Source organism: Flavobacterium algoris (genome assembly GCF_048158525.1).
Classification (GTDB): Bacteria; Bacteroidota; Bacteroidia; order Flavobacteriales; family Flavobacteriaceae; genus Flavobacterium; species Flavobacterium algoris.
In genome coordinates this window covers 121,941-146,235 of sequence record NZ_JBLNKT010000004.1, presented here as the reverse complement: position 1 = coordinate 146,235, position 24,295 = coordinate 121,941, and the positions used below count along the sequence as shown (strand labels likewise).

The window sequence follows — 24,295 nt, the reverse complement described above, 5'->3', positions numbered from 1 at the left end:
ATTACACGGATTACAATGGTTTTTTATTTAATTTCCTCAATCAAATACTTGGTACCATTAATCTCGAAGGTAAATCCGATTGTATTTCCCATTAATTTATTTCCCAAAGGCGATTGTGGTGATAATGCAATAATATTGATTCCTTCCATATTGATTTTGGGAAGTGCCAGACTCAGGTATAAATAAATCCCGTTGGCTTTTACTAAACTCCCTACGATAATTGTTTCGGCAATTGTAGTGGCATCTATTTTGTCTAAAACCGCTTTTTGAGTCAACACTTCTCTAAGTTTAGTGTTGAGTTTTTCCTGCTCAATATGCATCATCGACAAAGCAGTTTCGTGTTTATCTCCCGCAGAACCTTTAGCATCATTCTTCGAATCTTCGGTGAGCGCCACAATCATGTCTTTGAAAACATCGATTCGATCCTGAACTAATTGCAGATAATGGGTATGTATTTTTTGTTTGAAAGTCATAGGATTTTGCCATTAAGGCGCGAAGTTTTTGAATACAAAAGTAATTATTATTGTTGTTGCGTTTCGGCCCCCTCCCCTTCGGGGAGGGCTGGGGTGGGGACTAAAAATCAAATTTATAGTTCGCCCCTAAAATCACTTGAAAACCTTGAACCGGATAATTCAACCATTTTTCATACGCTTTATTGGTAATATTATTGGCTTTTAAAAAGGTTGTCAATCGGTCGCTATATTTGAATCCAACATTTGCATTTAGATCAAAATAAGAAGGTAAGGTAATTGGACTCGCAATTAAACTAGAGCTGGTATTCCACTGTTGATCTTTACGCTCACCTACGTAAAATACATTTGCACCAGCGAACCATTTTGGTGTAATATTAAAATTAATGTTTGAATTTATTTTTACGGTTGGCAAATTCCAAGCTTCACTTTGAAAATCATTAGTATAACTATTAAAAGTCCCGTTGATTCCAAAAGATACAGTTGAAGAAAAATCAGCTTTTAATTCCCCATAAAAACTCAGTGTTCTCATATCGTCATAAACCACTTGAAAGGAATTCCCAAAAGCGTAATCCTGATTTGTAGTATTTTCATTATAATCATTGCTTTTAAACAACGCTTTATTTCTTTCATTTACATACGAACCTTTAATATTATAACTCACGTTGTTAGTCAATTTCCCTTTTAATCCCGCAAAAATATCAAATTGCTTGTCTGTTGGCGCAATATTTAATGTTGGAGACAGAAACGGGTTTTCATTGACAAAATCCATATAAGAGTTTTGTTCTAAGTTTCCTTCGGCACCAGCGTAGAAAATCATCAAATCGCCTACAACTTTGTACGAAGCATTGATTTTTGGGTAAACAAAAAATTTGTTATTGCTGTTTTCATTATCCAAACTATAAAACAATCCAGCGCCAATATTCAGCGTCCAATCGTCTTCTTGCATTACAAAACTTGGCGCAATACCAAAATTAGTAAAACCGTATTTCACAGGTTGCGCATTCGTATTTGAATAGTTTTTCTTAAAACTTCCGCCAACATAATCAACTATTATATCTGTTTTCACAGCGCTTTCCATCACATCAAATTTCACTATTGGCTTGGCATAAAATCTATTTTCTGAAGATCCATAAACATCCGAAAAATGATTGAACTTAACACTCATTTTATTTAAAATACGCTCATTAAAATCTATTTTTGCTCCAAGTGAGATTGTATTATACGTTTGTTGCGGATTGATTCCATTAATCAACGTCCTCCTATCTTGAGGTGTCAAAGCAGTACCAAAATCAGCTGGTAAACCGTACCAATTATAAATTTGATTTTGATAACCCAAATCAAAATTCCATGACACGTCTTTTTGATTGGATCCGTACGTTAAATCAATCGCAGTATCATAAAAACGATCATCTAATGCTACACTTTTTATACCGCCTTGTGACGAATGATGACGAAACATTCCGCTAACATAATCTGTACTATTCAAATCGTGATTTACAAATAATTCTCCAATGAAGGTTCCGTAATTCCCCACGCCTAAAGTGGCATAATTCTTAAACAAATGTTCCTGTTTTTCTTTCTCCACTCCTTCTGCCTTTCCTTTAGACGGCGTAAAAGTTGAGGCTACCGGAAAAGAAAAAATGGTGTATTTTATCGTTTCTTTTTTAGTATTTCCTTCTTCTTCCAATGCAGGCGTTTCTTTTACTTTGAAAGCATCCGAAATTGTTGGCGTATAAGGCTTCACAACATTTACCGTTTCGGTTCCTATCTGTTCTTTTTTCTGTGCGAACGAAAATTGAAAGAGAAAGAAGAACAAAATCCCCAACCCAACGCTACCCGAAGGAAAAGGAGCCGAAAATGTTGATACCGTATTTGTAAATGATTTTATGTTTCTATTTTTAAATGCCATGTTTTATTTTTTTACTTCTATTCTATTTAACTTCTAACTCTGAACCTTGCAATTTATACTTCCCATTCGCCTTTTGCAATGAATTGCGTTTTCCCACCAATCTTTATATCAAAATGATTTTCCGTTAGTTTTCCATCAAAATAAATTCGAGATGATCTATTAATAAAATCGCCCTGATGATTGACAATCTGAATTTCTGAGGAATGATATTTTAAAAGAAAAGCCTGTAAACAGGTACTCGCACTTCCCGTAGCTGCATCTTCAATAAGTTGATTGTTTTCAATACAAAGCATTCTGCTAATGAGTTTTGCCTCCTCTAAACAATAAAAATACAACGCTCTGTGACTGGTTTTGCAGTGTGCATGCAACCACTCATTCATTTTAACCTTGTCAAGAATTAAATGCTCTAATGCTTTTTTATTTTTGATAGGAACAATTATAAAAGCACTTCCTGTACTAACTTCCTGAATGGGAAATTGATCATCAAAATCAGCAGTGGTTAAATTGCTGAAGGCTAAAAAATCATCCGCTAAAAAAGTATCCAAAAATTCTGGTTGAGCCGCCTGCAACCATACCAGATCTCCCGATTGATGAACTGGAATTTTACCAATTGGAACTGACAATGCAATCTTTTCAGGTTGATTTTCAAATATCTTATTCATCAAAACCCAAGAAGTTCCTATGATTGGATGTCCCGCAAACTTCATTTCATGTTCCGGAGTAAAAATTCTGATTTCTGCAACGCTATTTTCCGACTCAAGCTTAATTATAAAGGTGCTTTCCGCAAAGTTGATTTCAAGGGCAATTTTTTGCATCTCTTCTGCACTTAACGCATCAGCCCCTAAAAAAACAGCCAGTTGATTGCCTGCGTATTTTTTCTCAGCAAAAACATCAACTATGTAAAAAGGTATATTCATTTCGTTTCTTTTTTGGCTTTCAATTATTTTAAAATTATATGCCGTTTTTTTTATTTTCTAAATCCCAATCTGCAACTACTTTATTTTATAATTGATGAATTTGTTTTAGATTCTTCAGATTTAATAGCGTCCAATTCTGTTTGTGCTTCCGAAACAACAGCTGGAAAATCAGTAAAATTTTGAATCACATTTTCTAAAATATAGGTTGCTTGATAACTGTCTTTCAATCCATAGAAGTTTTTCGCCATCAAGACTAATCCTTTGGCCCCAAAATATTTATAGCTCGAATAATTCTTCGCTAATTTTTGAACCGCTACATTTGACACTTCGAATTTCCCATCTTTATTTTTAAAATAAGCATCATAATACAACGCTTCGGCAGCTAGTTCTCCTTTGGCAATTGTCATTAATTTTGCGTAAGCGGTTCGCGCTTTTGCTTCATCACCCGTTTGCATTGCAGCACGAGCAATTATGATTTGCGCATCACTTTTTACATCATCATCTGTTTTAGGATTCATTAAAACCTTCTCCGCATAAATAACTGAATTTGGATAATCTTTCTTGTCGTAATATGATTTCATCAAATTCGATTGTGCAAATGTTTTATTCTGAGAAATATCCGCTTCATTTTCTAAACGAGATAATACCGGTATTGCTTTGTCATAGTCTTTATTTTTAAGGAAAATTTGAGCCAATCGCGACAAAGATTGTTCGGTATATTCACTTCTGGATTGGGCAATTACAAATTCATAATTAGCAATAGACTTGCTTTCTGACCCATCAGAAAAATAAGATTGCGCTAAGTAATAATTAGCTTGCAAAGCATGAATTCCTCGTGGAAATTTAGCAACATAACCACTAAATCCTACAATCGCCTGTTTGGTATTATTCTGTTGAAATTGCTTTTCAGCAGCTTCATAGGTATCATTATCAAGTTCGGCATCCGTAACGGCGACAAAATCCAAAGTACGGACCCAGTTTGCATATTCATCCACTCTGCCGCTATCCACATAAATCAAACGTGCAGTTGCAACAGCTTCCAATGCCTCTGGAGTTTTAGGAAAATCAGCGGCTACTTTTTTAAATTTTACCAATGCTTGTTCGTCTTTATCTGAATTGTAATAGACTAAACCTTGACGCAAAATTGCTCTGGAAGTAAAAGAACCTCTTTTGAATTCCGTATTTAATCGGTCGTATGTTTTCACTGCAAGATCCGTTTTATTCTCGGCAACGTACGTGTTTCCAAGTTCAAAAAGAGCGTCGTCTCTGTATTCTGATTTTGGATATAATTGTAAAAAGGCATTCAGTTCTTCAATTTTCTTATCATTTTTAGCAATAAATCCGTAACATATTGCTTTTTGGAAATACGCATAATCCGCATCTACACTTTTGGATTCTATAACTTTTACATACGCATCCATCGCTGCTCCGTATTTTGAAGTTACAAAACGGCAATCCGCTAAACGCAAATAGGAATCATTCAAACGCACTTTATCGTCTTTCACTTTTTCTATTTGACTTTGAAAATAATTACCTGCTTGATCGTACTCTTTCAATTTGAAATACGTGTAAGCAATATTGTAATTACTGTTTTTAAATTCCGGTGTAGTTGCGGCTTGCGATGCAGCAATAAATTGTTTAAAACTCGACAAAGCACTTTTGAAATCATCCAAAACATATTCTGTTTCTCCCTTCCAGAAAGTGGCTCTAGCTGTAAAAACAGCATCTCTTTGTACGCTAATAGATCTCGAAAACATTTTCAACGCTTCTTCATAATTCCCATCGGTATATAATTCCAAACCGCTGTAAAAAAGTACTTTTTGATACGCTAATTTATTTTCTGGGGCTTTATTTTTTTCCAATAAAACTAAGGCTCCTTTATAATTTTTAGAAGAAATATAAGAATCAATCAATAATTTTTCAACCTCCGAACGGCTGGCATTATCCGGATATTTATTCAAGAAAGCTTGCAAAACCGCCGGTACACTCTGATAGGAATTTCCTAGTTCATAACTTAATTTTGCATAATTTAAACTCGCATCTTCTTGAATAGCGGCATCAAAATTCATTTCGGAAGCATTTTTAAACGCATTCAACGCTTGTTGTTTCTTGTTGGTATTCAGGTAGCTTTCCCCCAAATGATAATACGCATTTTGCGCCACAAAATCTTTCCCGCCTATAATTTTATTAAACTGAGAAATGGCGTTTTCGTAGTCTTTTTGTTTGTAATACGCATATCCCAATTGATAGAAATCGGTATTACTCCATCTTCCTTTTTTGCCTTTATAAGCAACCAAATAGGGAATTGCAGTGTCGTATTTTTTTAAATTAAAATAACTTTCACCAATAATTTTATTCAATTCTGATTTTTCGGCAGGATTGGATTTAGCCATCGCTTTTTCACCTAAATCAATAGCTTTTTGGAAATTTCCCAACTTAAAGTTCATATCCGCTTGATAATACGAAAGCTTTTCTTTGTATTTTTCTTCGCCCGAAACTTCGTCAAAATATTTTGTGGCTTGTTTGTAATCGTCTCCTTCATAAGCCATGAATCCCAAGTAATATTTGGCCTGAGAACCATATTCAGCAGAATTAACCACTTTATTCAAATAGACTGTTGCTTCTTTTTTCTTTTTGGCATTAAAAAAACTATAGCCTTTCTGGAAATTAAATTTATCTCGGTCGCTAGCGCTCAATTGGCTTTCATCCACTTTATCAAACCATTCTAAGGCTTGCGGATAATTTCCTTGATCAAAATGATAATGAGCCACTTCTATGTACGCCTGATTCTGTTTTACGCTTGTTGGATAATCCGAAACAAATCGTTCCATCAACGCATCAGCGTTGGCTTGATTGGTTCTAATGGCGCAATTAGCGGCATAATACGCACAATCCGATTTCAGTTCTTCTGCAGTGGCCGTTTCTTCAACTTTATTAAAAATAATTTGCGCAGATGTATATTGCCCATCATTAAATAAGGAAACCGCTTTATTGAAATCTTTGGAATCGCTAGTATAAATAGTTGATTTTTGTGCTGAAACAGTAGCAGTTATAATGAAAAGTGGTAAATAGAAGAGCCAAGAAATTTTACGCATTGTGATTTTATTTTAATAATTCAAATGTATTATATTCTGAACTCTATAACGAATCGCAATTCGCTTTTATTATGAATATTTTTTTTAACACTGTAAAATTTAACTTTCATTGCTACAATATTCATCCCTTCAAACTTCTAGATTTACTTGCATAAATTATAATTATCAGAATTCTATTTAATTGAATAGAATTTATTTTGAATAGAAGCGTTATCTTATTACTTTTACCCCATAAACAAACGCTAATTATGTCACAATCCGTACTGTCTTTAAAAAATGTAAACATTTATCAAGAAGGTAAATCTATTTTATCCCACGTAAACTTAGATGTAAAACATGGTGAATTTCTTTACATCATTGGAAAAACAGGTTCCGGAAAAAGTAGCTTAATGAAAACTTTATATGGTGATTTACCTTTGACTGAAGGAGAAGGAAATATCGTAGATTTTGATTTGGCGGCTTTGAAAGAAGATGATATTCCATTTTTAAGAAGAAAGATTGGAATCGTTTTTCAAGATTTCAAATTACTGCCAGACAGAACTGTAAAAGACAATATGTTATTTGTTCTCAAAGCTACAGGCTGGATTGACAATGACGAAATGCAACGAAAAATTGACGAAGTTTTAGACAAAGTGGGCATGAAAGAATTTGGCAATAAAATGCCTCATCAACTTTCTGGAGGAGAACAACAACGTGTGGCAATCGCACGAGCTTTGCTTAACGATCCTGAACTTATCCTTGCTGATGAACCAACAGGAAACCTTGATCCTCAAACCAGCGCCGAAGTATTGGAAGTATTAAAAAACATCAATGCCAACGGAAAAACAATTATTATGGCGACTCACGATTATGCTTTGTTAATGAAATTCCCTTCGAAAACATTGAAATGTGAAGATGAAAGAATTTTTGAAGTAGTTCAGCAGCGAACTGCATAATGCTTTCTATTCTCGTTCCAATATACAATTACAATGCTTTTCCTTTAGTCTTGGAATTGCATCGACAATGTCTGGAATGCAAAATTGGTTTTGAGATTATATGTATTGATGATGCATCAACTCAGCATCAATCAAAAAATAATCCAATACAATTTTTAACAAATTGTTTCTTTGTTGAATTATCACAAAATATTGGAAGAAGCAAAATCAGAAATTTACTGGCCTCTAAGTCGAATTATGAATGGCTGCTTTATGTAGATTGCGATACTTTTCCCAAAAATTCCGCTTTTATTTCAAATTACATTAACCGAAATTTATCTGCTAAAAAAATATTTTTTGGAGGAATCGCTTACACCAAAGACAAACCGGATAATGACCAATTATTACGGTGGATATTTGGGCAAAAGAGAGAAGCTTTGGCAGTTTCCGAACGAAAAAAAAACCCTTATAAAACCACTTTCGTTTCCAATCTTTTAATAAAAAAAATAGTTTTCGATGTACTTTCATTTGATGAAAAAATCACCGAATATGGTTATGAAGACTTCTCTTTTATTCAGACCCTAAAGTTACACAACATTGAAATTGAACATATAGAAAATCCATTATATCATTTGAATTTAGAAACTTCATCACTCTTTTTATCCAAAACTAAAACGGCTCTTGAAACACTTTTATTTATTTCAAAAACCAATTCAAAAATTGAAATTGACACCAAAATAATTAAGACTCACAAAATACTGTGCCATTTTAAAATTAATTTATTGATTGCTAGGCTGTTTCAAAAACTGCAATTAAAGCTCGAATATCATTTAACTTCAGAAAAACCGTCACTATTAGTATTTGACTGCTATAAAATTGGTTATTTTTGTTATTTAAACAGCAAATAGATGCCTTTTTTTTCTGTAATAATCCCCCTTTTCAATAAAGAAAAATTCATTGAACTTACTTTAAAAAGTGTTCTTAATCAAACATTTATTGATTTTGAAATACTAATTATCAATGATGGATCTACTGATAACAGCGCTCAAATTATAAAAGGATTTGATGATCCCAGAATTCGTTATTTTTACAAAGAAAATGCTGGGGTTTCATCAGCAAGAAACGATGGTATCGAAAAAGCACAATCCAATTATATTAGTTTTATAGATGCAGATGATTATTGGTATCCAGATTTTTTAGAAGAAATGTTTAAAAACATTAAAAGCTATCCTGAACAAAAAGTATTTTCTGGAGCTATTGAAATTGAAACATCAAAAAAAGTTATTTCTGCAAGTTATTCGATTACTAAAACGAACGATTGTGAAATTGTAAATTACTTTACTGCCAGCTCGAAGGAAACCGTTATTTGTACTTCATGTGCCGTTTTTCATAAAAATATTTTCGAAGAAATAGGAGATTTTGACATAGAAGTAAAAAGCGGTCAAGACACTGATATGTGGATTCGAATCGGGATAAATCACCCAATTGTCTTTTCTTGGAAAATCTTGACACGATACGTTTACGATGAAAATAGCCTTTCAAAAAATAAGACCTATCTAAACACAAAGATTAATTTTTCGAAATTCGAAGAACAAGAAAAAACAAATTTAAGTTTGAAAAAATTCCTCGATTTGAATCGGTTTTCATTGGCAATAAAATCTAAACTACTTTCTGATGAAGACAATTTCAATTCTTATTACAAAGCTATTGATTTGAAAAATATAACGTTCAAAAAGCGATTGCTACTTTTAATGCCTTCGGTTATTTTGAATCCATTAATCCATTTAAAATTAATTTTAACCAATAACGGATTGGGTTCTTCAGTGTTTAAATAATTTAAAACTTCGATAGTCTCTGATGTAATCTTCTTCATCAAACTCATCCGAAGCCAATACCAAGCAAACAGAACCTGAAGAAAAATTTTCTAATTCTCTCCAAATTCCCGTAGGAATCAAAAGCCCGATATTGGGTTTATTGAGCGTTATTATTTTTTCAAAACTTCCATCTTTCAAAACCACATCAAAGCTTCCACTGACAGCAATCAATAGTTCCTGTTGCTCTTTATGTGCATGCCCTCCCCTTTCACTACCACTGGGAACATCATATAAATAATAAACTCTTTTAGACACAAACGGTAATGTATCTCCCTCAATAACAGATAAATTACCTCTTGAATCACAAATTTTTGGAATTTCGATTAATTGAACATCAGTATTAGTTGTCATTGTTTTAGCATAAAATGGATTCCCACTGTTTTGAAATAGTTTCTAAAGATAAATGTTCTACACTTTTAGACGCATTATTTTTACAAAAATCATATAAAACAATATCGTCAATGAATAGATTCATTGCTTCAGCAAAAGCTTGTGGATTATTATTTTCAATTAACAGACCATTATACCCATGCTTAATGACTTCTCGAGGACCAGAATGACAATCCACCGCAATAACGGGAGTACCTATAGCTAAAGATTCAATTATAGACAAAGGAAAACCTTCATAATGACTTGTCAAAATTGTAAATTTAGCAAATTGTAGCTCTTCAAAAGGATTGCTTTTAAACGGTAGTATTTTAACAAAAGACTGTAATTGCAAAACTTCTATTTTATCTTGAATAAAAAGCAAATCAGCTCCATCACCCATAAGACGCAAATGATAGCCTTTTAGAAAAATTTTAGACATTAAAAAAGCTTCTAACATTAAACTAAAATTTTTCGCTTTTTCATCAAATCGTCCAAAAAATAAAATATATTTTTCAGATTTTAAATCTCTATTTTTCAATTCAATAGTTGAAATATCAAATGAATTATGAATTGTTATGGTATTCTTTAAGTCAAAATTTTGTTTTATTGTCTCTTCAATCTCTTGAGAAACGCAAATAAGCTTCCGTGCATTTTTATAAAGAATTCTAGACCAAAAAACAGATGAGGGGAAATATTTTTCAAATTTACAATTCTGGACAACATAATAAATTTTTGCTTTTCCATAAATTTGTTTAGTGATGAGTTCTCTAATCAAATTATTTCTAGTCCTATTATCAATAATAAATTCTATCTTATTTTTTTTCAAATAGCGATTTAAGAAAAACCCTTTTTTTAATTTATTAAAGAAAAAAAAAGATTTATTAGATAATTTACCTAAGTTCAACAACTCACCACTATACTGAAAATCAACATTATCATTTATTATTATTGAATGAACTTCAAAATCTAATTTTTCTAACATAATACTCAACAAAGCAGCAAATCGCTCCGCTCCTCCACTTCCTAAAGAGGTAGAAACTATGGCTACTTTATTTTTATTTTTAATCATATTAATTCAAAAAGTAAATACATTTGTCAAATATACACATAAATGAAAATTTTACTGGTAAGTGAATACAGCCGATTGCACAACTCTCTCAAAGAAGGTTTACAAAAATTAGGTCATGAAGTTTATATTCTGGGGCATACAGATGGTTTTAAGGATTTTCCGGTAGATTTTCCATTGGTAAAAAAATGGGATACTGGATTGCTCAAAAAAGCAAAAGTGGCTATATATACCATTTTTGGATTTGATATGAGTTCTTATCTCACCTATCGCCAATTTGAGAAAAACAAAGCAAAATTTACTGGATTTGACGTAGTGCAATTAATCAATGAAAACAGTTTTTATTGTCAATATTATTTTGAAAAAAAAATACTTGAATTTCTATTTCAAAATAATAAAAAAACGTTTCTATTATCATCAGGTTATGATTATTTGAATGTAAAATATTGTTTTGAAAACCCAACCTTCAAATCAGCTGTTCAACCCTTCTTATTAGGAAAAATAAAAAAAAGTGGCTTCGAAAATATTTTAAAATACAAAACGAAACCTTTTGAAAAATTACATCAATTTATCTATTCAAATATACGAGGAATCATCGCTACCGATATGGATTATCATATTCCATTAATTGGGATTAGTAAATATTCAAGTTTGATTCCCAATCCAATAAATACAAAAAAATTAATTTTTCAGCCTTTATCCATTTCGAATAAAGTCATCCTATTTCACGGGATTAATGAATCAAATTATTACAAAAAAGGAAATGATTATTTTGAAAAAGCACTACATATTATTGAGAAAAAATATGGTAGTAAAGTTGAAATAATTACAACCCATAATATTCCTTATTTGACCTATATTAATTTATACGATAAAGCTCATGTTTTAATGGATCAAACTTATGCAAATGACCAAGGTTATAATGCACTAGAAGCAATGGCAAAAGGAAAAGTCGTTTTTACGGGAGCAGAAAAGGAGTTTAGCGAATACTATAATTTAACCGATAAAGTCTGCATAAATGCCCTACCTGATGTAGATTATTTAGTAAGTGAATTGTCTTTTTTAGTTGAGAATCCAAACGAAATAATAGCGATTGGAAAACGAGCAAGAACCTTTATAGAAAAAGAACATGATTATATAAAAATTGCTGAACAGTATTTAGAAACATGGAAATCTAAATAAAATTGTAGCCTTAGGTTATGAAAATTTGTCACTTTTTTTTAAATTACAATTATTCAGAAATAATTGAATTTGATGGAGTAACGATTACTGTTTTTTTGTAATATTTTGAAATCTCAATATTTTTCCAATTATTTTTATCACTTGTAAGTCCCATAACTTCCGAATTATAAATTGTTTTGGGGCAATTGATTAACATTGGAACTTCAATACAACTTTTGTTTGAAGAATTAATAATTAAAAATCTATCTTCTAATTCTTTATCGTATTTATAAGCTTTTCCTGAAATTAAATCATAGTAGGCCTCCGAGATGGGGGTTTCGGAAAAAGTAAATAATACTAAAATAATTGTAAAAATATATTTATTGTTACTGTGTAAATCTTGGTTAAAATTACTTTTTATAAAATTTAATACACAAAAAACAAAATACATAACAAATAGCAAAAAAAAGAAATAAATAGAATTGATAGCCCTATCTGGTAAAAGATAGTTCTTAGTCCAAAATCCAATAAAAAAACAAGGAAAAAGTATCGTAAAAATCAGAATTAAGCATAAAAAAGGATGAATGAAAACTCTTTTATCTTTTATTCTATTTAATATTTCGTTTAATCTACCACTGTATAAATAGGTTGTCAATAGTATTAGTGGTAACCATTTAATAAAATATTTAACTAAATAAAAAGTAGTTTTTATAATCGATAATGACAGGTTGTAGCTATTAATTTTAACGCCTTCTCTTAACAATCTGGCATTATTTCCTGGAGCAACTATTACGATAAATGAAAAAACTATAATAATTAAAAGTAAAAGTCTTTCGTGAAAATCGATTTTTTTCAAAACAACAAATTTAATCATTACATACCAAATACTTAAAAACAGTATTATTAGCATCAATATCTCATTTGAACCTATGGAAGCAATTAAGCAAAGTATGGCTAGTAAAAGATAACTTTTACTTTTGCCCTTTTTATATTTTAAAAAAAAAATTAAAAAAATTAAAAACAACACAATTCCAAATTGATAACAAATAGAACTTGAATACCAAAAAAAAGCTTGACACATATCTGGTATTTGAAGACAAAAAAGAAAAAGAAAAAAACCTAAATCGGAAACAATTGGGAATACTTTTTCTTCTGAAAAAATCAATTTTAAAAACCAATATAAAACTATAATAAGTAAACAAATTATAATAATTGGATAGAATTTATAAAAGCTAAAATTTATAAAAAAATCAGGATTTATAGTCATAAAACCTACTGAAAAATACCTCCCTGACCAACCATAATATAAATCAATTTGTGTTTGAATAATTTCTTGCAATGGCCTTTTAAACTCATAATCAAAATCATCAGACCCAGGATTATTAAAAACCGAAAGTAACAGTAAGGGTAATAATGTTAGTAAACCTAGAATAATAAAAAGGTATTTGCCGTTAATTTTACTAAATTTCACTAAAGTCATTACAAATAAGGCTTCTGCTTTTTGAATCATATTTTCATCATTTTATTTTCATTCTTTAACTTTTCTATGAAAAGCCTTTTTATAGTCTTGATAGAATAGTCAGTTGAAACATTTTTTCATTCAAATCAAGCTTTTCCTAAAATAAACACACAGCACCAATAAATAAATAAAATTATCAAAAGCTTGTGCCATTACTATTCCTTGAATTCCATATTCATTAATAAAATAAAGGCTTGAAAAATACAAAACGGAAAGTGAAAATAACTCTGAGATTATAAAGGCTGCTGTTAGTTTTTTTGCAAAAAATTGATATCCTAAAATCAAAGAAGCCACTTTTAAAACATCACCTAGCAACTGCCAAAAAAACAAAGTCGTAACAGGAAGAAACACATTGGTAAAAAGTAAACTAACAATAAAGAAGCGCAAAAAATAAATTACCATTAATCCAATTATAAAAACGGGCAAAATCATTTTATAAAAACTCCAAAACACTTTTTTGGTCTCCAGATTATTTTTGGCAACAACCAATTTTGGTAAAAAATAAACACTCAAAATTGTGGTAACAAACAACATATAATAAGTAGAAATTCGGGTTATAGTTTCCCAAAAACCGGCTTGTTCTAATCCAACAATCGCAATTACATTTTTTCTGATAGCTAAAAAAACTAAAGGTCCTAAAACCGAGGAAACTAGAGCCATCAAAGAATACGATGATAAATTCTTTATGATTTTAAAATCAAATTGATGAAACCGAATCGTTTTGAAAAAATTGATTTCCTTGTTTACAAAATAAAATGTCACGAAAAATAACAAAGCTGGCGAAATCACCAACGAAAGTAAAGCGCCTAACGTTTTATAATTAACAATCATACTGATAGACACCAATAATCCAATTGCATTTCCTATTATATTAATCCAAATCACTCTTTTGAATTGTCCTAAACCGTTAATTATGGAAAGTAAAAAAACAGAAATTGCATACCAAGGCAAAACCAATGCTAACGCCCTAAAAACAAATGGATAATCAAAATTATCCCCAAATATTTCCTTGTTCCAAAAAGAGGCAAAAGAATACAAAACACTACTTAAAACAATAGCAATGCCTAACAAACTGACAAAGACCGTTGCAACTATCTTCTTAAGCTCATTTTCATTTTTTTCATTTTCGGCAACGTATTTTATAATTCCGTTTTGAAATCCTAAAGTCGAAATACTTTCTAATGAAGTTAAAAAATTTCTAAGATTTCCCATCAAAGCCATTCCGCTTGGACCCACAAATACAGCTAATAATTTTGAAGTTACTAATCCAATTCCAATTTTTAGAATGACACTTAAACTATTTAAAGATAAAATTTTAAACAGCTGAGTTTTGGTTATTTTTTTAATAAATTCCAACTTAATACTTATTTAAAATTTCAACAACACAACCCACTTCATCCATTGTCAAAACGGGACTTATAGGTAAACTCAATACTTCATCATGAATTTTTTCGGTGATTGAAAAAGACAAATGGTTCCAAAATGATAAAGCCTTTTGCTTGTGAGGAGGAATTGGATAATGGATAACCGTTTCTATTCCATTTTCATGTAAATAGTTCTGTAAATCAAGTCTGTTTTTTGTTCGAATAACAAACAAATGAAAAACATGATTAGATTGCTTCGTTCCTCGCAATGCTATTGTTGGAAGAATTATTTTATCATTATTAATTTCAGATAAATAGCGTTTAGCAATTACTCTTCGCTTTTCATTTTCAGCATCTAAATTAAATAATTTCACATTCAGGAAAGCCGCTTGTAATTCATCTAATCTTGAATTTACGCCTATATAATCATTGTAATATTTGGTTTCCGAGCCATAATTTCGAAGCGATTGAATAGTTTTGGCCAATTTCGAATCATTTGTGGTAACAGCACCGCCATCGCCCAATGAACCTAAATTTTTTCCAGGATAAAAACTATACGCTACGATTGATTTTTGATTTTTGGTTACTTCGTCAGTTCGACCTGCGGTCTCGGGTTCTGATTCTTGATTTCTGATTGCACCATGAGCCTGAGCCGCATCTTCAATAACCAGTAAATCATTTGAAACAGCAATTTCATTTATTTTATCTATTTCAGCCAATTGTCCATAAAGATGAACCACTAAAATTGCTTTTGTTTTTGAGGTGATTTTTTCTGAAATTAAATCCGGATTGATGTTGTAGGTTTCCAGCCTTGGCTCTACCAAAACAGGAATTAAATCCGCTTGTAAAATAGCGAGAATACTGGCGATGTACGTATTTGCAGGAACAATAACTTCATCTCCTTTTTGTAATTCCCCTAATTGTATATAGGCTTTAAAAATCAAAACTAAAGCATCAAAACCGTTTCCTGTTCCAACACAATATTTTGTCCCGCAATACTTGGCAAAATTGGCTTCAAATTCTTTGACTTCATTCCCTAAAATATACCAACCCACTTCTAAAACCGATTTCAATTTTTCTTGAAAAGCGGTTTCATAAGGCTCGTTTATTTTTTTTAAATCAAGAAATGGAATCATTAAATTTTGGTTTACAGTTATTGAAATTTCATCAATTTAGAAACTGATTATTATACAAATATATTTTCTAATTTGAAATGATTTGCCGTTTCTACTTCGGAAAAATCGTGCACTATGGTACTCGCTCCAAAGCTTTCTTTCCAATACGACAAGCCTTCGTTCAATTTTTTTCCTTGCGATTCATTTGAAATTCCGAAATCAAAAAACCGTTTATCGGCAAATGTTTCGGTAATTAAATAATGATAAAGAAAGTCTAAACTTCCCAAATTTTCATCATTTTCGTATTTAGAAATGTATTGGCAATGCGCTACAGTTTCCGTTTCGAAAATAGTAGTTCCCGCAACAATTTTATCTTTATAATACACATTAAACTGCCTGATATTGGCAGGAAAAATACTTTTCAAAACCTTGATTTCTTCTAAAGAGTGAACGGGTTTTGCGTTATGTCTTTCGTCTAAATTTGGAATTAATATTTTGTCCCAAAAAGATTCAAAATCCGTTTCTTCTTTGATTATCAATCCGTTTGTTTTTCCTTTTTGAATCCCTCTTTTTCTAATTTTTGAAAAAACATATTGCTTAGATAAATCAATTACTGATAAACTATCTCTTCTGACTAATTGGGCTTCCGCCAAAAACAATGCATACTGAATTTCCTCGGCTGGCTTACTATGATAAATTGATGGAATAGTTTTTAGATGCAATTTTCCAATTCCATTAGCTTCCAAAAACAACAAAACAACTCTAAAGGTATTAATTACTGTTGTCAATTTAGACTCCTCATTATAAACTAATCCGCCATAAGTCAATCCTTGATGTGAAAAAATTTCATTTCCAACTCTATTCGCGGGAACAACACCTATCCATTTATCCTTGTATAAAACAATCAACGAGAAATCTTGAAATCGATCCTTATGATATTCCATAAAATCACGATGAAATAAGAAAGTAGCATTTTTGGCTTGACCAATAAAGGCATTCCAATTTTCATAATCACTTTCTTGGTATTGTTTAACCGAATAATTTTTCACCTTTTGGTTTTAGACTTCGTGAAATTAAGCATTTTTTATTTATGTTCTAAAGTAGGCAAATACCATTTGTATTTCACGGCCATCAAGCGAACTGAAATGATTACTAAAGAAGTGGTCAAGTATAAAATATCATTATCTAAATTCAATTTTCGAAGGAGAAAAAAAACAATTCCACCCAAAATACAAATCGTAGCATAAATTTCTTTTCTGAAAATAACAGGAATTTCAGTGCATAAAATATCGCGAATAACACCTCCAAAACAGGCCGTCATGGTTCCTAATGCAATACATATAACCGGATGAAGTCCAATATTTATTCCTTTTTCAAGTCCAATTAATGTAAAAACACCTAATCCAATCGTGTCAAATAAAAATAAAGAAGTTCGCAAACGATCGAATTTTTTTCTAAAAATGATGGCTAAAACAAAACCCATGATTATTACATAAACATACTTTAAGTCCATCATCCATCCAACCGGTGTTCTACCAATCATGATGTCCCGCAACGTTCCACCACCCACAGCTGTTACAAAAGCAATGATAAAAACGCCAAAAGGATCTAGCTTTTTATTCATAGCCGTCAACGCACCTGACATGGCAAAAGCCATCGTACCGATAATATCTAATAGATGAAACACTTATAATTTAGATTTTAGATTTGCACAAATTTAAAGAAAATACTCCTTAATAACTGCAATAACCGTGTTTTCTAATACAGCAGTTATTGCATTTTAGAATTTAAAAAAAGGTAGTAACTTAGCACCTTAGTAACCAAGCGACTTTTCCATTGAAACAAATTTCTTCCGTACAAAATCCATTTATAAAATCTTTAGTGCTATTGCAGGAAAAAGCAAAAGCACGCAAACAATCCGGAACATTCTTAATTGAAGGAAAACGTGAAATTTCGATTGCCATAAAAGGCGGTTACGAAATGGAAACACTATTGTTTTTACCTGAAATTTGTTCGGAAAATGAAGCTCGTCAATTATCCAAAAGTGCTGACTTAATAGAAATCAACAAGGAGGTCTATCAAAAACTCGCCTATCGTGACACTACCGAAGGTGTTTTGGCTGTAGCCAAAACAAAATCCTTGCAATTATTCGATTTAAAATTATCAGAAAACCCATTGATTCTTGTTGCAGAAGCTCCCGAAAAACCAGGAAACATTGGTGCTTTATTACGCACTGCTGATGCTGCCAATCTGGATGCCGTGATTATTGCCAATCCAAAAAGTGATTTATACAATCCAAATATTGTGCGTTCCAGCGTAGGATGTTTGTTCACTAATCAAATTGCAACCGGAACAACATCAGAGATTATTGCTTTTTTGAAAGAAAGAAAAATTAATTTTTATTGTGCGACTTTGCAAAATTCAACGGCCTATCATACACAAGATTACACTACGCCTACCGCCCTGATTGTAGGTACGGAAGCCACAGGATTGACGGAGGAATGGCGAAAAGAAGCGACCCAAAATATTATAATTCCAATGCAAGGCGAAATAGATTCCATGAATGTTTCAGTTGCAGCTGCCATCTTGATTTTTGAAGCCAAAAGACAAAGAGGGTTTTAGATTGCAGGTTTAAGATTAAAAGAAGAAAATATAATACTATGAAAAATAAATTATTCGTTGTAATAACGTTAATCGCAACTACACTTTCTTTTGCGCAAATCAGTTCTTCTCAAGTCGATGAATTAGTGGAACGTTCGTTAAAAACATTCAATGTTCCTGGGATTGCAGTTGCTATTGTAAAAGACGGAAAGATAATTCATGCCAAAGGATATGGAGTAAAATCAATTTTGACAAACGAAAAAGTCGATGCTAATACGCTTTTTGGAATTGCATCCAATAGTAAGGCATTTACAAGCGCTGCTCTGGCAATACTTGTTGATGAAGGAAAAGTAAAATGGGACGATAAAGTCATCAAATACCTTCCTAATTTCAGAATGTATAATGACTATGTAACCAATGAATTTACGATTCGGGATTTATTGACACACCGCAGCGGATTGGGTCTTGGCGCAGGCGATTTAATGATTTGGCCTGACGGAAGTAATTTCACAGCGCAAGATATCATTCAAAATTTACAATATTTAAAACCAGTTTCAGCTTTTAGAACTAAGTATGATTACGATAACTTATTATACATAGTTGCCGGCGAAGTTGTTGCTAAAGTAAGTGGTCAAAGTTGGTGTGATTTCATAGAAGAACGCATCATGAAACCATTAGAAATGAATCAAAGCGCAGCCTCCTTTTTACGATTAAAAGACACCACAAATATTATTGCTCCTCATGTGCCTATTGACGGAAAACTTAAAGTAATCAAGCGTTATCAAAACCATCTTTTTGATGCGGCTGCCGGAATTTATTCCAGTGTAAATGATTTGAGCAAATGGGCTATTATGCAAATGAATAATGGAAAATATGGCAGTGACAACAAGCAGTTATTCTCAGAAAAAGAGCACAACGAAATGTGGCAATTACAAACCATAATACCCGTAACTACAAAACCCCCATATAACACTCATTTTAGTGGTTATGGACTTGGTTGGTTTCTAAGTGACATAAAGGGGTACAAACAAGCTACTCATACAGGCGGATTAGAAGGAATTGTCACCCAAGTTACATTACTTCCGGAACTCAATTTAGGAATTATTGTTTTAACAAATCAGCAGTCAGGAGCAGCTTTTACTGCTATTACAAATACTATAAAAGACAGTTATTTAGGGATAAAATCAGACGATTATATCACAATTTACAGCAACCGATTAAAATCGAATATAGCAACTGCCGACAAAGTTACTGATGAAGTTTGGGCAACTGTAGCAAAAAATAAAAAGGATAAAATAAAAACAGACTTCAATAATTTTACTGGTACTTACAATGACAATTGGTTTGGAGAAATTGCACTTTCCCAAAAAAAAGGAAAATTATATTTTGCATCAAAACGTTCTCCTCAACTTACTGGTGAAGTTTTTTTCTACAAAGAAAACAATTTTGTGGTAAAATGGAATAATGCCTATTTTCATGCCGATGCGCATCTGTTTTTTGAATGTGACGCAACTGGGAAAGCAACTACTATAAAAATGAAACCTATTTCTGAATTGACTGATTTTAGTTATGATTTTCAGGATTTGGATTTCAAAAGAGTACAATAATAATCTCAATAATTCAATTTAGGATTTTATACCCAGAAACCTTTTTTTACTTGCATATCTCCTAACTAATTTCTATTTTTAGGAATTGAACCATGCCGTTATGATAGAAATAGATATAGAAAAAGAAAATAAAGCAATTGCGCAAGAATACAAAGAACTACTTCGCATAAGTTATCAAACCCTGACTGATGACGATAAAAAACTCATCCGTAAAGCTTTTGACGTTGCTGTAGACTCCCATAAAGAACAACGAAGAAAATCAGGCGAAGCCTACATTTTCCATCCTATCGCTGTGGCAAAAATTGTCGCTTCCGAAATAGGTTTGGGAGCCACATCTATTGCTGCTGCATTGTTGCATGACGTAGTCGAAGACACTCCGATGACTGTCCAAGATATTGAACGTTTATTTAATCCTAAAGTAGCACAGCTTGTAGAAGGATTGACAAAAATCTCCATGGTACAAAAGGATTTGAATGCATCAATACAAGCGGAAAACTTCCGTAAAATGATTTTGACGCTCAATGATGATGTACGTGTAATTCTTATAAAATTAGCCGATCGTTTGCACAATATGCAAACAATGGATTCGATGCAAGAAGACAAACAGACCAAAATTGCATCTGAAACTTTATATATATATGCCCCATTAGCTCACCGATTGGGTTTATATAACATTAAAACAAAGCTCGAAGATTTAGGATTAAAATATACAGAACCAGCTATTTACAACGAAATTGTAAGCAAAATAAAAGAGACCAAAGAAGAACAGGATGCCTATATAAAAGATATTTCTGATGTGCTAAAAAAAGCATTGGATGCTGAAGGAATCGATTATATCATAAAAGGTCGCCCAAAATCAATCTACTCCATTCGCAGAAAAATGAAAGCGCAAAACGTAAGCTTTGATGAAGTTTATGATAAGTTTGCTCTTCGTATTGTGTACAAATCAACTCCGCACGAAGAAAAATTTCTTGCATGGAAAATATATTCCATAGTAACCGATTATTACAGACCGAGCCCCAGTCGTTTACGGGATTGGATTTCTTCACCTAAATCCACGGGTTATGAAGCCCTGCACATTACTGTTATGGGACCAAAAGGGCGCTGGGTAGAAGTTCAGGTGCGAAGCGAACGTATGGATGAAATTGCCGAAAAAGGGTACGCAGCACATTATAAATATAAAAATGGAGCTACTGAAGAAAATGAACTTGATGCATGGCTTAATTTATTAAAAGAAGCCTTAGAAAGTTCAGAAACCAACGCAGTGGATTTTGTGGAAGATTTCAAAATGAATTTATATGCAAAAGAAATCTTTGTGTTTACTCCAAAAGGAGAAATAAAATCATTACCTAAAGGCGCCACTTCACTTGATTTTGCTTTCAGTATTCACTCAGAAATAGGAATTCGAACCCGAGGAACCCGCGTCAATGGGAAATTAGTTCCTTTGAACTTCGAATTAAAAAGCGGAGATCAAATTGAAGTCATCACCTCTCAACATCAAAAACCTACTTCTAACTGGTTAGACTATGTAACCACTTCGAGAGCGAAAACAAAAATTAAAAACGTTCTAAACGAAAACACCAAGAAAATTGGTGAAGAAGGAAAAGAACTGCTTACCCGAAAATTAAAGCATTTAAAAATAACATTAAACGAATCCGTTGTCAATGAGTTAGTCAATTTTTTCAAATTAAAAACAAGTTTAGACTTATTTTACAGAGTTGGAATTGGTGCCATAGAAAATCAACAACTCAAGGATTATGCAGCTCAAAAAAGCAACACTTTTATTAATTTTTTCAAAAATAAAATAAAACGTTCCGCAAGCAGCACTGCCGACGAAGACATTCATAGACCAATAATAAGCAGTAATTACGATTTGCTTGTCTTTGGCAAGGAACATGACAAACTCGACTACAAATTATCCCCGTGTTGCAACCCCATTCCTGGTGATGACGTATTCGGTTTTGTAACCATCAATGAAGGAATAAAAGTGCATAAAAAAGATTGTCCAAACGCTATTGGGATGCAATCGAATTATGCTTACAGAATAATGACAGCCAAATGGATTGACTCTTCACAAGAAGAATTTAAAGCCATAATAAACATAACAGGAATGGATGTCTTAGGACTTACAAACCAGTTAACAAAGGTTATTTCGAACAATATGCATGTTAATATTCAAAGCATTTCTTTGAGTACCGATGCAGGAATTTTTCATGGTCAAGTAGCCGTAATCGTTCAAAACAATACGATTTTAAAAAAAATGATTAGTAATATCAAAAAAATTGATGGAATCGATAAGGTAACAAGAGTATATAAAACGTAGAAAAATTTCAAAAAATTTTATTTCAGGTTACCCGTTTTTCTACTTAAAACTAAAAAAACTTGAAACTAAACAAAGCTGAAACTTTAAACTTTAAACTAAAAAATTTATCTTTGCCCACATATGACACTCATTTCCACAGATAACACCAAAAACCAAGAAATTGTAAAAAATGTTTTTACAATGTATCTTGAAAAAAAAGGACATCGCAAAACTCCTGAACGTTATGCTATCCTTCAGGAAATATACGATAGCGAAGAACATTTTGATGTAGAGAATCTTTATATCAAAATGAAAAACAAGAACTATCGTGTCAGTAGGGCAACCCTTTACAATACTATTGAATTACTATTGGATTGTGCTTTGGTTCGTAAACATCAATTTGGACAAAACCAGGCACATTACGAAAAATCGTACTTTGATAAACAGCACGATCATATTATTATGACGGATACTGGAGAAGTAATTGAGTTTTGTGATCCAAGAATTCAAAGTATTAAAAAGACTATCGAGGAAATATTCGACATTGAAATTACCAATCATTCCTTGTATTTATACGGAATAAAAAAACAAAAATAGCACAGGAAACTTACAAGTTGTCTTTTGAATATAAAAAATTAACTACAAATAAAACACATAGAATGACCGCAGATTTATTACTAGGCTTACAATGGGGAGATGAAGGAAAAGGAAAAATTGTTGATGTTCTTACTTCAAATTATGATATTATTGCTCGTTTTCAAGGTGGACCAAATGCAGGACACACTTTGGAATTTGACGGAATAAAACATGTTCTTAGAACTATTCCTTCTGGTATCTTTCATAAAACTGCCATAAACATTATTGGAAATGGAGTTGTAATCGATCCTGTAGTTTTTCAAAAAGAAATTGAAGGTCTTGAGAAATTTAATTTAGACATCAAAAGCAAATTAATCATTTCAAGAAAAGCGCATTTAATTTTACCTACGCACCGTTTATTAGACGCAGCTTCTGAGGCATCTAAAGGGAAAGCAAAAATTGGTTCTACATTAAAAGGAATTGGTCCAACTTATATGGACAAAACTGGAAGAAACGGTCTTCGTGTAGGTGATATTGAATTAGAAGATTTTGCAGATCGTTACAGAGCTTTGGCTGACAAGCATGAAGCTATGATTGAATTCTACGATGTTGACATTCAATACAACTTAGAAGAATTAGAAAAAGAATTTTTTGAAGCAATCGAAGAAATAAAAAAGCTGGATTTTATTGATAGTGAAGAATATTTACACCAAGCTCAAAAAGCGGGTAAATCCATATTATGTGAAGGAGCTCAAGGTTCATTATTAGATGTTGATTTTGGAACTTATCCATTTGTAACTTCATCAAACACAACTGCTGCAGGTGCATGTACGGGTTTAGGAATTGCTCCAAATAAAATAAAAGAAGTATACGGAATTTTCAAAGCGTATGTAACACGCGTAGGAAGTGGCCCATTTCCAACGGAACTTTTTGACGAAGATGGTGCAACTATGGCACGTGTAGGAAATGAATTTGGATCTGTTACAGGAAGACAAAGACGTTGTGGTTGGTTAGATTTAGTGGCGCTTAAATACGCTGTTCAAATTAATGGCGTAACACAACTGATGATGATGAAAGGGGATGTACTTTCAGGATTTGAAACTTTAAAAGTATGTACAGAATACAATTATAAAGGAGAGAAAATTTCTCATTTCCCTTATAACATTGAACCGGAAAATGTAACTCCAGTGTACCAAGATTTCAAAGGATGGCAAGCGGATTTGACTGGTATGACAACCTATGATGAATTACCGATCGAATTGAAAGAATACATTGAATTCATCGAAAAAGAAGTGGAAGTTCCTATCAAAATAGTTTCTGTAGGACCGGATAGAAAACAAACTATTCTTAAATAAGATTACTTAACGCTCTGAAAATTCAGAGCGTTTTTTTTTCCTCACCCCAACCCTCTCCAAAGGAGAGGGAGTCGAGAC

At 32.2% G+C, this 24,295-nt stretch carries 20 protein-coding genes; 9 read left to right on the top strand and 11 right to left on the bottom strand.

Translation table 11 applies throughout. From position 1 onward, the window contains the following. Positions 1–23: 23 nt before the first annotated feature. The 4 genes from ACM55I_RS03580 to ACM55I_RS03565 all read right to left on the bottom strand — a co-directional run bounded on the left by ACM55I_RS03580 (position 24) and on the right by ACM55I_RS03565 (position 6,394). Positions 24–473, bottom strand: a complete 450-nt coding sequence (locus ACM55I_RS03580) for a hypothetical protein (protein ID WP_416845396.1) — start codon at positions 471–473, stop codon at positions 24–26. A gap of 100 nt (positions 474–573) precedes the next feature. Further along, positions 574–2,382: a TonB-dependent receptor gene (locus ACM55I_RS03575; protein ID WP_416845395.1), complete on the bottom strand. Its 1,809-nt coding sequence runs from the start codon at positions 2,380–2,382 to the stop codon at positions 574–576. A gap of 53 nt (positions 2,383–2,435) precedes the next feature. Beyond that, the gene (locus ACM55I_RS03570; RefSeq protein WP_416845394.1) at positions 2,436–3,299 is read right to left on the bottom strand and encodes a PhzF family phenazine biosynthesis protein; all 864 of its coding nucleotides are present in this window, start codon (positions 3,297–3,299) and stop codon (positions 2,436–2,438) included. A gap of 80 nt (positions 3,300–3,379) precedes the next feature. After that, the gene (locus ACM55I_RS03565; RefSeq protein WP_416845393.1) at positions 3,380–6,394 is read right to left on the bottom strand and encodes a tetratricopeptide repeat protein; all 3,015 of its coding nucleotides are present in this window, start codon (positions 6,392–6,394) and stop codon (positions 3,380–3,382) included. A gap of 248 nt (positions 6,395–6,642) precedes the next feature. On the opposite strand from ACM55I_RS03565, the gene ACM55I_RS03560 reads away from it, so the two are divergent. The 3 genes from ACM55I_RS03560 to ACM55I_RS03550 are packed head-to-tail and all read left to right on the top strand — an operon-like array spanning position 6,643 to position 9,143. Then, a complete protein-coding gene (locus tag ACM55I_RS03560; protein ID WP_416836971.1) occupies positions 6,643–7,329 on the top strand; it encodes a cell division ATP-binding protein FtsE in 687 nt (228 codons plus the stop codon). Further along, entirely contained in the window at positions 7,329–8,216 is an 888-nt protein-coding gene (locus ACM55I_RS03555; RefSeq protein WP_416845392.1) for a glycosyltransferase family 2 protein, read from the top strand. Before ACM55I_RS03560 ends, ACM55I_RS03555 begins: the two co-directional genes overlap by 1 nt. Continuing rightward, positions 8,217–9,143 carry a glycosyltransferase family 2 protein gene (locus ACM55I_RS03550; protein ID WP_416845391.1) on the top strand — a complete coding sequence of 309 codons (927 nt, stop codon included), beginning with the start codon at positions 8,217–8,219 and terminating at the stop codon, positions 9,141–9,143. It abuts the gene before it with no gap. On the opposite strand, the gene ACM55I_RS03545 is transcribed toward ACM55I_RS03550, so the two are convergent. Together ACM55I_RS03545 and ACM55I_RS03540 are read right to left on the bottom strand one after the other, a co-directional pair. Then, positions 9,129–9,533 carry a sugar 3,4-ketoisomerase gene (locus ACM55I_RS03545; RefSeq protein WP_416845390.1) on the bottom strand — a complete coding sequence of 135 codons (405 nt, stop codon included), beginning with the start codon at positions 9,531–9,533 and terminating at the stop codon, positions 9,129–9,131. The two genes, ACM55I_RS03550 and ACM55I_RS03545, sit on opposite strands and share 15 nt — an antisense overlap. A gap of 4 nt (positions 9,534–9,537) precedes the next feature. Beyond that, positions 9,538–10,620 carry a glycosyltransferase gene (locus tag ACM55I_RS03540; RefSeq protein WP_416845389.1) on the bottom strand — a complete coding sequence of 361 codons (1,083 nt, stop codon included), beginning with the start codon at positions 10,618–10,620 and terminating at the stop codon, positions 9,538–9,540. A gap of 42 nt (positions 10,621–10,662) precedes the next feature. Here ACM55I_RS03540 and ACM55I_RS03535 point away from each other — a divergent pair, with 42 nt between their 5' ends. After that, positions 10,663–11,799 (top strand): glycosyltransferase family protein, encoded by a 1,137-nt coding sequence (locus ACM55I_RS03535; RefSeq protein WP_416845388.1) that lies wholly within the window; start codon positions 10,663–10,665, stop codon positions 11,797–11,799. 49 nt (positions 11,800–11,848) lie between these two features. On the opposite strand, the gene ACM55I_RS03530 is transcribed toward ACM55I_RS03535, so the two are convergent. The 5 genes from ACM55I_RS03530 to ACM55I_RS03510 all read right to left on the bottom strand — a co-directional run bounded on the left by ACM55I_RS03530 (position 11,849) and on the right by ACM55I_RS03510 (position 17,463). Then, positions 11,849–13,288: a DUF6056 family protein gene (locus ACM55I_RS03530; protein ID WP_416845387.1), complete on the bottom strand. Its 1,440-nt coding sequence runs from the start codon at positions 13,286–13,288 to the stop codon at positions 11,849–11,851. 90 nt (positions 13,289–13,378) lie between these two features. Beyond that, the gene (locus tag ACM55I_RS03525; protein ID WP_416845386.1) at positions 13,379–14,653 is read right to left on the bottom strand and encodes an O-antigen translocase; all 1,275 of its coding nucleotides are present in this window, start codon (positions 14,651–14,653) and stop codon (positions 13,379–13,381) included. A gap of 1 nt (position 14,654) precedes the next feature. After that, on the bottom strand, positions 14,655–15,797 hold the full coding sequence (locus tag ACM55I_RS03520) for a DegT/DnrJ/EryC1/StrS family aminotransferase (RefSeq protein ID WP_416845385.1): 1,143 nt from the start codon (positions 15,795–15,797) through the stop codon (positions 14,655–14,657). 50 nt (positions 15,798–15,847) lie between these two features. Next, positions 15,848–16,825: a GNAT family N-acetyltransferase gene (locus ACM55I_RS03515; RefSeq protein WP_416845384.1), complete on the bottom strand. Its 978-nt coding sequence runs from the start codon at positions 16,823–16,825 to the stop codon at positions 15,848–15,850. A 35-nt stretch (positions 16,826–16,860) separates the two neighbouring features. Continuing rightward, entirely contained in the window at positions 16,861–17,463 is a 603-nt protein-coding gene (locus ACM55I_RS03510; RefSeq protein ID WP_416845383.1) for a trimeric intracellular cation channel family protein, read from the bottom strand. Positions 17,464–17,612: 149 nt separating this feature from the next. Here ACM55I_RS03510 and ACM55I_RS03505 point away from each other — a divergent pair, with 149 nt between their 5' ends. The 5 genes from ACM55I_RS03505 (at position 17,613) to ACM55I_RS03485 (ending at position 24,217) form a co-directional block, all read left to right on the top strand. Then, complete coding sequence (locus ACM55I_RS03505; protein WP_416845382.1) at positions 17,613–18,398, top strand: TrmH family RNA methyltransferase; 786 nt, start codon at positions 17,613–17,615, stop codon at positions 18,396–18,398. 38 nt (positions 18,399–18,436) lie between these two features. Continuing rightward, positions 18,437–19,984 (top strand): serine hydrolase, encoded by a 1,548-nt coding sequence (locus ACM55I_RS03500; RefSeq protein WP_416845381.1) that lies wholly within the window; start codon positions 18,437–18,439, stop codon positions 19,982–19,984. A 100-nt stretch (positions 19,985–20,084) separates the two neighbouring features. Next, entirely contained in the window at positions 20,085–22,307 is a 2,223-nt protein-coding gene (locus tag ACM55I_RS03495) for a RelA/SpoT family protein (RefSeq protein WP_416845380.1), read from the top strand. 120 nt (positions 22,308–22,427) lie between these two features. Further along, on the top strand, positions 22,428–22,883 hold the full coding sequence (locus ACM55I_RS03490) for a Fur family transcriptional regulator (protein WP_035670620.1): 456 nt from the start codon (positions 22,428–22,430) through the stop codon (positions 22,881–22,883). A gap of 62 nt (positions 22,884–22,945) precedes the next feature. Next, positions 22,946–24,217, top strand: a complete 1,272-nt coding sequence (locus ACM55I_RS03485) for an adenylosuccinate synthase (RefSeq protein ID WP_416845379.1) — start codon at positions 22,946–22,948, stop codon at positions 24,215–24,217. Positions 24,218–24,295 lie beyond the last annotated feature (78 nt).

Coding starts and splice junctions, on each gene's coding strand:
- ACM55I_RS03545 (WP_416845390.1), bottom strand. CDS start 9,533: ATGACAACTAATACTGATGTTCAATTAATCGAAATTCCAAAAATTTGT.
- ACM55I_RS03530 (WP_416845387.1), bottom strand. CDS start 13,288: ATGATTCAAAAAGCAGAAGCCTTATTTGTAATGACTTTAGTGAAATTT.
- ACM55I_RS03575 (WP_416845395.1), bottom strand. CDS start 2,382: ATGGCATTTAAAAATAGAAACATAAAATCATTTACAAATACGGTATCA.
- ACM55I_RS03535 (WP_416845388.1), top strand. CDS start 10,663: ATGAAAATTTTACTGGTAAGTGAATACAGCCGATTGCACAACTCTCTC.
- ACM55I_RS03565 (WP_416845393.1), bottom strand. CDS start 6,394: ATGCGTAAAATTTCTTGGCTCTTCTATTTACCACTTTTCATTATAACT.
- ACM55I_RS03520 (WP_416845385.1), bottom strand. CDS start 15,797: ATGATTCCATTTCTTGATTTAAAAAAAATAAACGAGCCTTATGAAACC.
- ACM55I_RS03495 (WP_416845380.1), top strand. CDS start 20,085: ATGATAGAAATAGATATAGAAAAAGAAAATAAAGCAATTGCGCAAGAA.
- ACM55I_RS03570 (WP_416845394.1), bottom strand. CDS start 3,299: ATGAATATACCTTTTTACATAGTTGATGTTTTTGCTGAGAAAAAATAC.
- ACM55I_RS03500 (WP_416845381.1), top strand. CDS start 18,437: ATGAAAAATAAATTATTCGTTGTAATAACGTTAATCGCAACTACACTT.
- ACM55I_RS03540 (WP_416845389.1), bottom strand. CDS start 10,620: ATGATTAAAAATAAAAATAAAGTAGCCATAGTTTCTACCTCTTTAGGA.
- ACM55I_RS03490 (WP_035670620.1), top strand. CDS start 22,428: ATGACACTCATTTCCACAGATAACACCAAAAACCAAGAAATTGTAAAA.
- ACM55I_RS03555 (WP_416845392.1), top strand. CDS start 7,329: ATGCTTTCTATTCTCGTTCCAATATACAATTACAATGCTTTTCCTTTA.
- ACM55I_RS03485 (WP_416845379.1), top strand. CDS start 22,946: ATGACCGCAGATTTATTACTAGGCTTACAATGGGGAGATGAAGGAAAA.
- ACM55I_RS03550 (WP_416845391.1), top strand. CDS start 8,217: ATGCCTTTTTTTTCTGTAATAATCCCCCTTTTCAATAAAGAAAAATTC.
- ACM55I_RS03560 (WP_416836971.1), top strand. CDS start 6,643: ATGTCACAATCCGTACTGTCTTTAAAAAATGTAAACATTTATCAAGAA.
- ACM55I_RS03580 (WP_416845396.1), bottom strand. CDS start 473: ATGACTTTCAAACAAAAAATACATACCCATTATCTGCAATTAGTTCAG.